The following is a 14800-nucleotide window of genomic DNA, read 5'->3' on the forward strand; positions in this document are numbered from 1 at the left end:
CTCATGGCTGGTGCCAGCTTGGCAAGCATCACCTATTTACTTGCCCATTCATGAAAAACCGGAAATTCGTCAGCTAATGCGCTACGCCCACGCTACTTGAGGTGCTATCAGCTAATGCGCTACGCACACGCTACGCGAATAGGTTTTTAATAAAAGAGGTAAGCATTAGTTTAATCTGAGTTAAGTCGGCTGAGGAGTGACAGCTTATGGCACATCAAGTAGCACCTCAAGTAGCGCATTAGCTTACATTTTCATTAATCTCTCAACATTAAATTATCCCTAAAGAGATTTATGTTAAGCTGACGGCTGACAGCTGACGTAAATTGTTTAAAGAAAACTCCAACAAAGAAAAAAAAATTACTTAGATAGCTTCTTTCATCGCGCTGTAATTATATATTAGACCTATTGGATAAGTCTCATAAACCGTGGGTGAAGACAAGGCAAAAGGCAAGAGGCAAGAGGCAAAAGGGATAGATACAGCATTTTTAATAACTCTCAGATGTGCTCGAAGAATTAATAATTAAATTCGCCACGGGTCTCACCTCAGGTACACAGGATTTTTTCCTTTTCCCCTCTGAACTCTTACCTGCTCCCTGCTCCCTAAAACCTTAGGTGCGCTTTCCGTTGGCGAATTTAATTCGCCACGGGTCGCACCTCAATAATTTGTACCTGACCGAATGGCAAAACGCTGTAAATGCTTTAAAGGACATGAATGATCATCCAATTAAAGCTTTTTATAAATTATCTAAGTGAAGTAAATTTATTTCACAACATCTTTAACTAATCGATACGTATAATTATGCTGATTTTATAATCAATAGCAATTTTTTCGCTTATTCTGAATCTATAAATTGAAACATTCAGCTATCAGCTAACGCCTTAGGCGCATCTACGCTGACTATATATCAGCCCTTGCCTGAGCTGAATGCTTACCTTTTTTCACAAAAAGGTCAAATTTAACTTGATTAACTTAACTATTAGAGGCTGAAAACTACTGTAGTTTTCAGATACAACCTCAGATACTACCCAGGTGTGCATTACATAACAACTGACAATTCATTAATTACGGAGCAAACATCAATGGTTTCTAATGATAACTTTGCCGACCGGGTATTGTTAAACGGTACATCAGTTAATACCACAGGCACTAACGTGAGTTTCACTGGGGAGCTAGGTGAGCCGGATCATGCAGGCATTAGCAGCCCGTTAAATTCTGCTTGGTGGTCTTGGACAGCTGCCGCTGATGGTATCGTGACCATTGATACTTTTGGGAGTAACTACGACACTAGCCTAGCAGTCTATACCGGTTCAGCAGTTAACAGCTTAACTGAAATTGCCAGTAATGATGATAATGGCATGACTTTGCAAAGCGCAGTTCGATTTACCGTTAGCGCTGGTACAACCTACCAAATTGCTGTTGATGGCTTTTTTTCCAACACAGGCTTGATTGATCTCAACATCAACTTAGATGAGGGAACATCAATGGTTTCTAATGATAACTTTGCCGACCGGATATCGTTAAACGGTACATCAGTTAGTACCACAGGCAATAGTCTGGGTTTCACTGGGGAGCCAGGTGAGCCGGATCATGCAGAAGTTAGCAGCCCGTTAAATTCTGGTTGGTGGTCTTGGACAGCTGCCGCTGATGGTATCGTGACCATTGATACTTTTGGGAGTAACTACGACACTACCCTAGCAGTCTACACCGGTTCAGCAGTTAACAGCTTAACAGAGATTGCCAGTAATGATGATGATAGCATGACTTTCCAAAGCGCAGTTCAATTTACCGTTAGCGCTGGTACAACCTACCAAATTGCTGTTGATGGCTTTTCCTCCACCACAGGCTTGATTGATCTCAACATCAACTTAGATATTGACGACACTCTGATTTCAGGAACATCAAACGATGATACCCTGTTCGGCACTGTCGAAAACGATCAGATTGAGGGTTTGGCTGGCAATGACACAATCTTTGGTAGTGAGGGAATTAATACCCTTCTTGGGGGTGATGGTAATGACCTGATCTACGGTGGTTCACAGCTGGATGTGATTCGTGGTGGTAGCGGTAACGATACCATTTTCGCCAGTGAGGGTAATAATGAAATCTTTGGTGATGCTGGTGATGACATCATCTATTCTGGCTCTGGCAATGATTTCATTAATAGTGGCAGTGGTAACGACACCCTGTGGCTAGGGGGTGGTGAGGATCTAATTGTCCTCGAAAGCGGCAATGGCTTTGATACCATCAATAACTTCCAGCTTGGTCTGACTACCTTTGATGCTGGCGATAGTGATCAGCTGAGCATCGTTGATGGTGCTAATGGTGCCGAAATCTCGAGCGGGGGAGACCTCTTGGCTGTGGTGCGTTTCACTCAAGCTACTACTCTCATTGATAATCTCTCTGAGGTGTTTGTCTAGGGTTTTTCTGCAAGGCTTTGGTAAAGCAAAGCTTGCCGGAGCATAAAATCATGATTTGATTAGCATAGTGCGTCTGAGTTAACTCAGGCGCATTTTTGATCAGGGTTGGTGTGCCCAGGGCTTTTGTTAAGAAAAATTACAAAAATCTGCCCTTTTGTGGCAAAATAGCAGATTTAATTTAATTTTCCATTAGAGCCTGAAAAACACAGCAGTTTTCAGATACAACCTCAGATTGATCAGGGAAAATATTATGGGTGTTAAGCGTTCTGGAAATAACGATATTGATGCTTTGTTGGATGATGATTATTGGGTTGATACAGGTAAACCAGTTTCTCTAACTTACAGTATTAATTACTCAACTGGAAGTGATGGGCTTGATTTGAGTGAAAGATCAATGGTGAGAGAAGCCCTGACAAGATGGAGTGAAGTCGCTAATATTACATTTCGTGAAGTATCAAACAAAGGAAATCTACGTTTTTCTGGACAAAGTGGAATCAGTGGAGTAGCAAGTCAAAAAAACGCACGAAAATGGTGGAAGCCTAGGAGTTGGAGGTCAGATAAACTAGACCATGTAAATATTAAGCTTGGAAAAGATTCTGCTACTGGCAGAGGTCATAGGTTTCTCGACGTGGCACTACATGAAATTGGACACGCACTTGGATTAAAGCATCCAGGTGACTACAACGGTGACACCGGAAAAGGTAGTTCGCCCTTTTTACCGTACTATAAAGACAATAACACAAATACTGTGATGTCTTATAACGATGTCGGTGACTATGCAGCCACACCAATGCCTTATGACATCAGGGCTGTACAATACATTTACGGGAGTAATAATTTTAATTCAGGTAACACTTATTATAGGTTTGACAGTGTCAATGGTTATTCTTACGATAATGGTTTAGCTCGTCGTGGTAGTGAAAAACTACCTATGAAGTTGTCTATTTGGGATAGTGGTGGAGTTGATACTTTAGATTTTTCTAAACTTGGCCCAGTTATTTTTAATATAAGTAGATCTTCTGGATATTATTTTGACATAAGAGGAGGAGGTATACTTACCTCTCAGCATGCTTATAAATCAATCACCTATCAACCGATAGATAACACAAACAATACCAGTTCATTGCGGTATAAGACCACTCGTTATGGAACCTCAATTGCCTATGGGGTTGTAATTGAGAATGTTATTGGTAGTTTGACTAGCGACACTATTATTGGTAATTTTAGTGCTAATCATCTGAAAGGTGGTAACGGTAATGATAGTCTTTATGGTAATGGTGGTAGTGACTCCCTATTTGGTGAAGCAGGTAATGATTCTTTAATTGGTGGAACTGGTCGCGATGAGTTATATGGTGGTACAGGTAATGATAGTCTTGATGGTAATACTGGTAATGACTACCTGAGTGGTAGCTCAGGTAATGATTTTTTAAGAGGTGGAACTGGTCGCGATCAGTTACACGGTGGTACAGGCAATGATACACTTAGTGGCGATAGTGGTAGTGATATTCTCAGCGGTAGTTCAGGTCATGACTACTTATACGGTGGAATTGGTAATGATTACATGTACGGAGGCTCTGGTAATGATACCTATACTGTTGATAGTTCAGGTGATCACGTATTTGAATATGCTAACCAAGGTATTGACATAGTTTACGCTTCAACGACTTATGGTCTTAGTGCTCATTTAGAATACCTAAACCTGACAGGTACAAATTCTATCAATGGTTATGGTAACAATTTAAATAATGTCATTAATGGCAACAGTGGTAATAACAATATTTGGGGTGGTCTTGGCCTAGATACTGTCAATGGTGGTGATGGTGATGATATTATTTACGGTGATTATATCATTGCCAGCACTGGACAATATCTATTTAGCCTACCAGGAACTTGGCTCTCTACCCAAGCAGAAGCTCAACGCCTTGGTGGTAACTTAGTTACGATTAACAACGCCACGGAACAAAGCTGGCTAAACACAACCTTTGGAACTAATGAAGTGTTTTGGATCGGTCTGAGCGATCGTACTATAGAAGGTCAATGGCAATGGGTTAGTGGTGAAACCTCAACCTATCGTAACTGGTTTCCCGGTGAACCTAACGATTATCGTAGTTCCTCAATTCCCGATGGTGAAGATTATGCAGTGATGGGTTGGGGCAATCAGGGTTGGAATGACCTTCAAAATTATCCCAACCAACATTTGCGAGGTATTATTGAAATTCCTTCAGTATCACCAGAAATAGGTGAAAGTGATATTTTAAATGGTGGTGCAGGCAATGACCGTATCTATGGTGGTGGTGGTGATGACCAGTTGTATGGGTCTTATGGTAATGATAACCTCTATGGTGGTTTTGGTAATGACTTGTTAAAGGGTGAAAGCGGTAGAGATCGCATGAAGGGAGGTTTTGGTGATGATCAATATGTTCTTGATGTTGATAGTATGGGTGATACCATAGTTGAATATGCAGGTCAAGGTATTGATAAAGTTTACACCTCCATTACCTATCACCTTGGCGATAATTTGGAAAATCTAGAGCTCGATGGGACAAATCCTATCAATGGCTACGGTAACAATCTCAATAATGTTATTCAAGGCAACAGTGCCAGTAACAATATTTGGGGTGGTCGAGGTCATGATACCGTCAATGGTGGTGATGGTAATGATATTGTTTACGGCGACTATCTCGTCACCAGAAATGGACACTCTTATTTGTTGAGCCAACCGGGCACCTGGTTCAATACCCAAGCAGAAGCTCAACGCCTTGGTGGTAACTTAGTTACAATTAACGATGAAGTGGAACAAAACTGGCTAAACACCACCTTTGGATTTAATTACGATGGATTTAATGTTGAAGCTAATCGATTTGAAGCTAATCAATTGTTTTGGATAGGCTTGACAGATCATACTACTGAAGGTCAATGGCAATGGATTAGTGGTGAAACTTCAACCTATCGTAACTGGGCATTCGGTGAACCTAACAATTACACTGATGATGAAGATTATGCAGTTTTGGTGAGTTGGTTTAATCAAAACTGGGAGCAAACCTGGTTTTGGGTTGGTGCCCAAAATTATCCTAATAAAGTTTATTTACATGGTATAATCGAATTACCGTCAGTTATACAAGAAATTGCAGGGAATGATAGTTTGTATGGTGGTGCTGGCAATGATCGTATCTATGGTGGTGCCGGTGATGACCTTTTAAATGGGGGTACTGGAAATGATGTCCTCTCTGGAGGTGCTGGTGCAGATAAGTTTGTCTTGAATATCCCTACTGAAGGGATAGATTACATTAGCGACTTTGTCAGTCAGCAGGGGGATAAACTACAAATTTCGGCTAGTGGCTTCGGCAGTGGTCTTGTTCAAGGAATTTTAGATGTGGGTCAATTTGTTTTAGGTGCTGCCGCCTTAGATACAAATGACAGATTCATCTATGATCGTTCATCAGGATTACTATCATTCGATGCTGACGGTTCAGGTACACTAGGTGCTGTACAAGTTGCGAATTTCTCTAACAAAACTGCCTTAACGAATACTGATATCCTGATTGTATAGGATACATTAGACATCTCCATAAATTTGGTGTTAAGCTAGAGAGGATAATGGTTTTATATTCTCTAGCCTATTGCCTATTGCCTATTGCCTATTGCCTATTGCCTCTTGCCTTTTGCATTTCTCAAGGTAGACTATGTTCACAACTGAACTAAAAATGCTATATCAACGCCACAACCGCTTAATTTCTTGCCAAATTTGTGATTGTCCTAACTGAGTATTCGGATGAGTTAAAACTCCCTGACTGGGACTAAACAAAAATGCCAGCATAAATAAACCAAAAGCTACTAAAACAATTGCTGGTCCAGAAGGCAGATTAAAAAAATAACTCAGGTACATACCAGTAATACTAGCTACTACCCCAAGGGCTGAACCCAAAATCATCATCTGGTGCAACCGATGGACTAATAAGTAAGCTGTTGCTCCTGGTGTGATTAACATCGCTAGCACCAAGATCACTCCAACTCCTTTGAGGCTAGCGACAATGGTCAAGGCAATCAAGATCATCAGACCAAAGTTCAGCAAGTTAGTTGGTAAACCTGCTGCTTTTGCCCCTAAGGGATCAAAGGTATAATACATTAATTCTTTGTACAGCAGGAGAATGATTGATAGTACAATCGCGGTGATAATGGCTGTATTGATGACTTCTTCATTGGTGACACTCAGAATATTGCCGAATAGGAAGTGATTGAGGTCAATTTTGTTATCTTTCTGCATCACCGTAATTAAAGTGATGCCTAGGGCAAAGAAAGCGGAAAACACAATCCCCATGGCGGCATCTTCTTTAATTTGCGATCGCGTCCGGATCCAAGTAATCACCACAGTGCTAACCACCCCAGCAATAAAGGCTCCCACAAAAATGTCAGCACCGATCATAAATGCGATCGCTAATCCCGGTAGTACAGAATGACTGATAGCATCTCCGAGTAACGCAAGTCGCTGTACCATTAGGTAGCTACCAACTGCGGCACAAACGATGCCCACTAACACCGCAGTAATTAGCGATCGCTGCATAAACCCATAGTGCAACGGCTCAATTAAAACCTCTAACATATAGCATTTTTAGGTTAAATGTAAACATAAGATTGAGATAAAAAGGGAACAGGGAACAGGGAATAGGGAACAGTAGGAAACAGGGATGGAAGGATTTTTTTGTGCTATCATAAATCAGCTTTTGCCTTTTGCCTTTTGCCTTTTGCCTTATTTCACTTTACAGCAACTGGATCTAACCAAAAAACGACTTGACCACCATAAGCCTGTTGCATATTAGCTGCACTCAATACCTCTTGCCTAGAGCCACTAGCAATTAACTCCCGATTCAACAAAATCAAATCATCAAAATGAGTGATCGCTTCTCCCAAATCATGGTGAACTACCAGCACAATTTTTCCGGCATCGGCGAGTTGATGGAGGATAGTAAAAATTACAGCTTCAGTTTTTTTGTCAATACCAGCCATCGGTTCATCAAAACATAATATATCTGCTTGTTCAGCTAATGCTTTAGCGAGAAAAACGCGCTGCTGCTGTCCTCCCGATAGCTGTCCAATGGGACGATTGCGGTAATCCCCCATGGCAACTTGTTCGATGGCATCCGCTGCAATCCGCCGGGATACCGTGGAAAAGCGACGAAACCATCCTGTTTTCCGGACTCTACCCATTAGCACAACATCCCAGACAGTAGCGGGATAAGTCCAGTCAATTTGCGTCCGCTGTGGCATATAAGCCACCTTTTCTAACTGTTCTATCAACGGTTTTCCCTGATACATAGCTTTGCCTGTGGCAGTGGGAACTAACCCCAGCATGGCTTTGATCAAAGTACTTTTCCCAGCACCATTCGGACCAATAATTCCAGTTAATCGTCCTGGTTTGATCTCACAGTTGATATCCCTGAGTGCTTCTACTAGGCGGTAGTGTACACCCAGTTGCCTCAGGGTAATGGTTCCTGTCTGGGACAGATTGCTATATCCAGCTTGGTGTTTCCTCTTGGGAGAAGCAAGGTGATGAACCGAGGCAGCATCTGGCATAGAGGGTTCCGGAAACAAAAAATTAAACAAATATGAAAATAGTTTACCATGAAATATGAAAAGAATATGATAAGACTTATGCTGCAAACCTAGTTTCTTAGCAAAATTACACCGATTTCAGCCTTTGATTGATAGCGATGCAGCGAGGTAGTGCGGTATTGGGCGTTGCTGAATTGAAGTATGAATGCGCGATCGTCTGGTTTTGGTCAAGCCCCCTAAATCCCCCAACTTTGCGGTGCGACCCAAGGGCGATTTACTCGCCCATTGGAAAGCGCACCGGGGGGGACTTTCAGAGTTTTGTTCCCCCCAGAATTGGGGGGCTAGGGGGGCGGAATCATACCCAGAATCAGCAACGCCCGGTATTGGTGCGTAAGTTCTGATCAAAAGATAACGATTAAGCCGATGAGAGTAATTACTAAGTCCTACAGTAGAAAGCGCCAATGGTGGCTGACAGTAGTAATCATTTTAGGAGTCTGGATAAGTGGGTGTGATACCACCGGAACAAAGCAGAGTGGTATTGATGGCGATGATAAGCCGAATGTAGTTACCACTAGCACTATCATTACCCACTGGACGAAACAAGTAGGAGCAGATGAAATTGAACTGACGGGTATCCTAAAACCGGGAGCAGATCCCCATGTCTATGAGCCAGTCCCAGCCGATACTATAGCGTTGGAACAAGCTAATCTGATTTTATACAATGGCTACAATCTGGAACCAGCACTGATTAAGCTGATTAAGTCTGCTGGGGTTAAGGTCAAGACCTTTGCAGTTGCGGAAGTGGTGTCACCCTTGAATTTTGAACACGAAGGCAAGACGGAACCGGATCCTCATGTTTGGGGGGATGCTAAAAATGCGATCGCAATGGTGAATGCCATTCGGGATCAGTTGATTGAACTCTCACCGGAGGACAAGGAAGAATTTACCAAGAATGCAGCACAGCTAACTGCTGAATTGAAAACGCTTGATGCTTGGATTATCCAGCAGATTCAAACTATTCCTCAGAAGCACCGCTACCTAGTCACAACTCATGATGCTTTTCAATATTATGCTCGTGCCTATGGCATACCAGTGGCTGGAACCTTAATTGGCATGAATACTGAGGAAAAACCCAGTGCTCAGACTGTCAAGGGTTTGGCAGACGCTATCAAAAAAATTGGGGTTCCAGTGATTTTTGCGGAAACCACGATTAACCCAGCTTTGATCAAGACTGTGGCTCAGGAAGCTGGGGTGAAATTAGCGCCAGAAGAATTATACTCTGATTCCTTAGGTGTACCGGGTAGTGAAGCTGATACTTACATCAAAATGTTAATCACTAATACTCACACAGTTGTTGAAGGCTTAGGAGGGAACTATCAAACGTTTAATCCAGTTGAGTAATGTACTTGACTAATGTACTTGACTAATTGCCAGAGACTTGTTTGAGTTTTTAATCATTTAGCTACCTGCTCTCTAGATGCCAGCAAAGGTAGACGAAGAGATAAATACAATGGTCAGATCTATGGATTAATTAGGTTTTGGAACCGTTGCTCGTCTTTAATCATGTCAAAATCCGCATCAATATTAATGATAGACTTAAGTCTATCATTCAAACTCATCGCTTGTTCTAAACTGGCAATTGCTGAGTCAATCTCACCGTTTAAAACATAATAACAAGCTTCATTGTAGTAAAGATTAGATGAATTTGATTTTAGCTGCCGTACTCTTTCCAAACTGTCCCAGGCTTCTTGATAGCGACCAAGTTTGATCAAGGCATAGGCTCTATGGTTCCAAGCATGATGAAAATCTGGGTTGAGCTGAATCACCTGATCATAGGAAATCAGTGCTTCTTCATACTGTTCCATGTATCTGAGAGTATAACCTTGTCCAAACCAACTCCTAAAGTTGTTCGGATTAATTTTAATCGCCTCGGCATGGGCAGCGAGGGATTCCTCATATCGCTTTAATCTCTGCAGGGCTTGGCCTTTTCCTGACCAAGCCACATCGGAATCTGGCTGGAGCTGAAGCGCTTTTTCATAGGATGCGATCGCATCTTGATAGCGATTTTCAATCCACAGAGCGTGTCCTTGATTGATATAGTCATCAACTGTTAAGTATAGCTGGGGATTAGCAGACTTTAACGACTCCAGCTGTTTAGTTAGCTCTTCCAGTTTTTGTTGGACTTCTGGAGCAACAAATTCTTCTTGGATAATCGACGGAGTAATTCGAGAAATTTCGTTAAAAATCTGCTCTTTCTCATGTTGAGCAGCCACAACTAGATGCTGGAGTTGAGAAACAAAATCAGATTTCAGCGTTTCCAGCTCCTGCTTAAAAGCTTCAACTTGTCGTTTTAATTCCGTAGTGACTTCAGCATCAATTTGCTCTTTTATTTTTTGTTCAGCTTCTTCTTGGAATTGCTTTTGCGTCTCAGACACTAATTGGTTGATGATGCTACGACGTAGCAAGAGCACTGCCAGACTAGTAACAATAGGGATGGCGATTAGTACTGTAATTAAAAGGTTGAGCAGGTTAATCGTCCAGTCAAAGGTTCGATGAACTTCCGATTGGATATGATTGCGAATTGTGTAACTTTTCTCTAGATGATCATTAATTAACCTTTCCACTTCCTCCCGTTCTTGGTTCGACAGTAGTGGAGTTGGTGGTGTAGCGTTAGGAAATGATGAATTAGGTTGAGCAATTGCCCCCTCAACTGATAGCAGTAAAGTAGCCAAAGTAATAGCAAGGTTAGGCTTGATTTTCATAACAACTCATATCAAGTGTTGCCAATCCGAATCAACTGTGTTTTTATAATTGAGCGACAAGTAATTACATTTTATATACGAGCACGAACATTTCGGATGCTAGGCAGTACAATTTGGATCTTATTGATGGGCTTTTTTGGGGGTCAACTTGCCCGTCGCTTGGGAGCACCTCCTTTGATTGGCATGATTGTGGTGGGTATCGTGATCGGACCAGAAGTGGGGGATGCGATCGCACCACAAGTCCTAGTTATTGCTGATGACCTACGCACCTTCGCAGTTATGGTCATTTTAATGCGGGCAGGACTGGGATTGGATCTCGAGAAACTCCTGGAGCAAGGAACTGTTGCGCTAAGGTTAGGCTTTTTGCCCGCCATCACCGAAGCGATCGCAGTAGCTGTTGCTGCGATAATACTGTTTAATTTCGATTTTCCCACTGGATTACTCCTAGGTTGTGTAGTCGGAGCAGAATCCCCCGCCGTGATTGTGCCAGGAATGCTGCGACTCAAAAGTTTAGGCTGGGGCGTAGCTAAAGGGATACCGGATGTGATTCTAACTGGGAGTGCCTTATCCGATGTCCTAGTATTGCTACTCTTTAGTTTGATGGTGAATTTCTTGGCACAAGGAACGATCAACAGTAATGCTATCCAATTCCTGCCCCTGCAAGTTCTAATCCAGGTCGCCCTTGGTGTCTTAATTGGATATATCGCTGCTCAGTTAATTATTTTCCTATTAACCAAACAAAATTGGACCGAGACTATCGTCCAAGATACCTTAATTACCGCAGCAATTGCCTTATTATTAGTAGTGTTAGCTAAAAGTCTGCCATACTTTTCTGGCTATTTAGCTACCATGGCAATGGGATTTTTCCTAATACAATTAGACCCTCCCTTAGCACGACGCTTGCGAGTGGAATTTAACCATCTGTGGGTAGTAGCAGAGATTATTCTATTTGTCTTGATGGGAGCTAGTATCCAACTGCGGGTATTAGAAACAACCCTGTTACCTGGCATTTTAATCCTCGCCATTGGCTTATGTATCGGTAGGATGGTCGGGTGGTATCTCTCCACATTGGGGAGTAATTGGACTTGGCGAGAGAAACTGTTTTTGTTACCCGGAAACTCCGCAAAAGCCACAGTACAAGCAGCCATTGGTGGTATTCCCTTGAGTCAAGGGCTAGAAGGAGGTCAGACAATTTTAGCGATCGCAGCCCTCTCAATTTTGATTACTGCACCTCTAGGGGCTTGGGCAATTCCCACCTTTGCCCCTAAACTCTTATCCCAAGACCCTGTAGACCCCACCAAAGTAACCGTTGCCTCTCATACTCTGCTACTAGCCGCTGTCGATACCTCTAATTTAGCCACCCACGTATTAACTAAAGTAGCAGATTTAGCAAGACGAAGTAATGGGGAAGTTATTGTTTTACATGTGATCACAACATCAAATCAGCCAGAAGTCAAGCAGTTACAGAACCAAACCAAACGCTTGCTCTTGGATATTCGGCATCAGTTTATTACCGTAACCGGTTCGATTCCCGAAGAAATTGTTCGCATAGCCCAAGAGCATCAAGTAACAGATATAGTGATGGGAAAACGGGGACATCAACCCTGGCAGCAAGTGCTGGTCGGTTCCGTATCTCAGGCAGTGTTAGAAACCAGTCCAATTCCAGTAATTTTGGTTGAAGAATTGGAACGAACCAAAGTAACTTATCCTAGCAAATAACAAGTATTGTAGTGTTCGAAACGCTATCAGGTGCTAAGCTTTAATTACTAAAACTTAACACCTAAAATCTAACACCTAAAATCTAACATCTTGCCCTAACCATAAAAACTAAATTGACAGGGTATTAGTACTTAAGCTATCAGCTATCAGCTAATGCGCGTAGCGCAATCGGTGATTTTGAATAAAATAAGCTGAGCCCTGACGGCTGACTGCTGAATACTTACATTAGTACCGCTCCCAATAAGGCTGAAAACCTCGTCGTTTCAGAATATCAACCTCCAGCCGCAGGATGCGATTATCGAGCTTAGGATTAGCTGTCCCTGTAGACTCTTTCTCTTCCGAGTTGAGTCCTTCAAACCGTTGGAGGGCTGTAAACGGAAAATCTTGGGCAACACTTAATTCAGCCAAGTTTTGGCGAGCCGATAAATTCTTGGGCTCCAGTTCTAGTATCTGTTTATAAAACCCCGTTGCCTTAGCATAGTGCTGTTGAGTAAAGCTAATCCCTGCCAACGCTAGTAAGGCACCAATTTGATCAGGATCCCGTTCTAAAATTTCTTCGTAAGCATTGCTAGCTAATCGCAAATCCCTCAATCCCATAGCCAATTCTCCCTGCACAAAGTAGGCATCGATATTATCAGGATTACCGGCAATCCACTCAGCTATTTCAGCTTTAGCTAACTTAGGGTCTCGCTGTGCTAAAACCTGTAGCCGTCGCAATTGTACAGGAGCATTATCTGGTGAGACCTCTAGTAGAGTAATGTACAGGGTTTCTCGTTCTGGGTCAGCAGGCAAAACACCCACCAAACTCAACAATTCCGGCGGTGGATCAATAGAAGGCTGAGTCTGTAGCCATTGATTGAGTACCCCTTCCGCTTCCTCTTGGTCAATACGTTTAGTTTGATATGCTACACTACTGCGCCCCAGCTGGGCTAATAAATCATTGCGATCGCGAGATAGCAGCTGGTCATAGATAACCAGAGCTTTCTGTGGATCACCTTGGGCAATGTGGATTCCCGCTAACCCCCGCAAAGCACCATAGAATAAATTATTATTTGGGTTACTCTGAATAATTCTCTGATACCGCTGGATAGTGGCATCGAGATTTCCCTGGCGACGGTCAATCTCTGCTAGCAATAATTCCGTACTCTGGTCCGATTCACCAGTAGAGGTTGCCCTGTAACTATCAATCGCACTTATTGCCTGGGCTAGTCGATTCTGCTTTATCAAAATCTGAGCAACACGGAAATTCAAAAACGGTACATCTACCCCTGTAGCCAGCAAATCTTGGTAAACACTCAGCAGTTCTGGGTCAGGAGGGTCTAGACGCAACAAAGCTTGGGCTAAATCTCGCTGCTGAGCTGGTTCACTAGGTAGGGTTTGGGTTATCTCAAGCAACCGCTGTCGCCGTTGAGTTCGGGATAACTGACCCAATTTACTTTCTAGAATAATCTGCTTCACCAACAAGCTTTGGTTATTCGACTTCACCAACAAGCTTTGGTTATTCGACTGCTCCTCGGTCAACTGCTGATAAAGCTCTAGAGCTGATGCCCACTGGGTTGGTACCTCACTCATCACATCAGCCACTTCCCTGACTAAAGCAGAAGATGGCTTTGATGTTGAGGCCAGTACCTGACGGTAGAGAGTAACCGCGTCTTCGGTTAGGTCAGAGCGACCCTCACGACGACCAATTTCTGAAAGGGCCCGGGCTAAGGGTAAAGCCGCTTCATCCCTCCCTCGCAACGGTTCTAGGACAGACAAAGCTTCTGTGAGTTGCCCAGAGGCTTGATAAGCTTTAGCTAAATCAGCCCGTAGATAGCTATCATTGCCATAGAATTGGGAAAATTGATTGAGCTGGGCTTCCAGTACCTCTACCGCCTGAGCAGGATTGCCAGTTTCTCGTAGAGCCAGAGCATAGGCTCCCGCTGCATTTCCCGGAATTGGCTTACCGCTAGCTTGGTAACGATCAAATAGCTCCAGCCCTTGCTGATAGTCACCACTATAGGTATAGATTTGAGCAGCACCAAGAATGATTTCTGGTGTAGGATTGCTCTCCAGCACAATTTGATAATCAGCTAGGGCTTCCGGAAAACGACCTTGGTAGCCCAGCAGTAAAGCCCGCTGAGCAAGAGCAGCAGTATCATTAGGACTTAGGTTTAATAAAGTCGTTAGGGCTTCAATCCCATCCGGCTGCCATTCAGGACGATAACCTCCCAATTCTCCTACCACTTCCAGAGCCTCTTTATTGTTTGGGTCGATGGCTAGGACTTGTTGATAAGCAGCCCAAGCATCTGCATCTCGCCCTGCTCGCTGATACGCTATCGCTAGACCTAACCTCCCTTCCTTCGATTGGG

Annotated in this window: 8 protein-coding genes; 4 read left to right on the forward strand and 4 right to left on the reverse strand. The window is 43.0% G+C overall.

Annotated features, from left to right (window positions below; all coding sequences use genetic code 11):
- The first annotated feature begins 1080 nt into the window (after nucleotides 1-1080).
- Both F6K20_RS05600 and F6K20_RS05605 read left to right on the forward strand, forming a co-directional pair.
- Nucleotides 1081-2418: a calcium-binding protein gene (locus tag F6K20_RS05600; protein ID WP_287294037.1), complete on the forward strand. Its 1338-nt coding sequence runs from the start codon at nucleotides 1081-1083 to the stop codon at nucleotides 2416-2418.
- Between the two features lie 250 nt (nucleotides 2419-2668).
- Complete coding sequence (locus F6K20_RS05605) at nucleotides 2669-5968, forward strand: lectin-like protein (protein WP_008181122.1); 3300 nt, start codon at nucleotides 2669-2671, stop codon at nucleotides 5966-5968.
- A gap of 162 nt (nucleotides 5969-6130) precedes the next feature.
- Here the strand turns inward: F6K20_RS05605 and F6K20_RS05610 are convergent, their stop codons facing one another.
- Nucleotides 6131-7018, reverse strand: a complete 888-nt coding sequence (locus tag F6K20_RS05610) for a metal ABC transporter permease (RefSeq protein WP_008181123.1) — start codon at nucleotides 7016-7018, stop codon at nucleotides 6131-6133.
- A gap of 152 nt (nucleotides 7019-7170) precedes the next feature.
- Nucleotides 7171-7989, reverse strand: coding sequence for a metal ABC transporter ATP-binding protein (locus F6K20_RS05615; protein ID WP_008181125.1), 819 nt, complete (start codon nucleotides 7987-7989; stop codon nucleotides 7171-7173).
- Nucleotides 7990-8391: 402 nt separating this feature from the next.
- Here F6K20_RS05615 and F6K20_RS05620 point away from each other — a divergent pair, with 402 nt between their 5' ends.
- Nucleotides 8392-9369, forward strand: coding sequence for a metal ABC transporter solute-binding protein, Zn/Mn family (locus F6K20_RS05620; RefSeq protein ID WP_008181130.1), 978 nt, complete (start codon nucleotides 8392-8394; stop codon nucleotides 9367-9369).
- A gap of 119 nt (nucleotides 9370-9488) precedes the next feature.
- Here F6K20_RS05620 and F6K20_RS05625 read toward each other — a convergent pair whose 3' ends face one another.
- Complete coding sequence (locus tag F6K20_RS05625; RefSeq protein ID WP_008181133.1) at nucleotides 9489-10730, reverse strand: tetratricopeptide repeat protein; 1242 nt, start codon at nucleotides 10728-10730, stop codon at nucleotides 9489-9491.
- A 96-nt stretch (nucleotides 10731-10826) separates the two neighbouring features.
- Between F6K20_RS05625 and F6K20_RS05630 the strand changes: the two genes are divergently transcribed.
- The gene (locus tag F6K20_RS05630) at nucleotides 10827-12449 is read left to right on the forward strand and encodes a cation:proton antiporter (protein WP_287251216.1); all 1623 of its coding nucleotides are present in this window, start codon (nucleotides 10827-10829) and stop codon (nucleotides 12447-12449) included.
- 225 nt (nucleotides 12450-12674) lie between these two features.
- On the opposite strand, the gene F6K20_RS05635 is transcribed toward F6K20_RS05630, so the two are convergent.
- On the reverse strand, nucleotides 12675-14800 hold a 2126-nt coding region (locus F6K20_RS05635), incomplete at its 5' end, for a tetratricopeptide repeat protein (RefSeq protein WP_287294039.1).

Origin of the sequence: Moorena sp. SIO2C4 (assembly GCF_010672485.1) — a bacterium.
Lineage (GTDB): Bacteria > Cyanobacteriota > Cyanobacteriia > Cyanobacteriales > Coleofasciculaceae > Moorena > Moorena producens.

Bases quoted from the DNA above. Each gene is read 5' to 3' on its own strand.
- F6K20_RS05600 (WP_287294037.1), top strand. From the start codon at position 1,081: ATGGTTTCTAATGATAACTTTGCCGACCGGGTATTGTTAAACGGTACA.
- F6K20_RS05625 (WP_008181133.1), bottom strand. From the start codon at position 10,730: ATGAAAATCAAGCCTAACCTTGCTATTACTTTGGCTACTTTACTGCTA.
- F6K20_RS05615 (WP_008181125.1), bottom strand. From the start codon at position 7,989: ATGCCAGATGCTGCCTCGGTTCATCACCTTGCTTCTCCCAAGAGGAAA.
- F6K20_RS05610 (WP_008181123.1), bottom strand. From the start codon at position 7,018: ATGTTAGAGGTTTTAATTGAGCCGTTGCACTATGGGTTTATGCAGCGA.
- F6K20_RS05605 (WP_008181122.1), top strand. From the start codon at position 2,669: ATGGGTGTTAAGCGTTCTGGAAATAACGATATTGATGCTTTGTTGGAT.
- F6K20_RS05630 (WP_287251216.1), top strand. From the start codon at position 10,827: ATGCTAGGCAGTACAATTTGGATCTTATTGATGGGCTTTTTTGGGGGT.
- F6K20_RS05620 (WP_008181130.1), top strand. From the start codon at position 8,392: ATGAGAGTAATTACTAAGTCCTACAGTAGAAAGCGCCAATGGTGGCTG.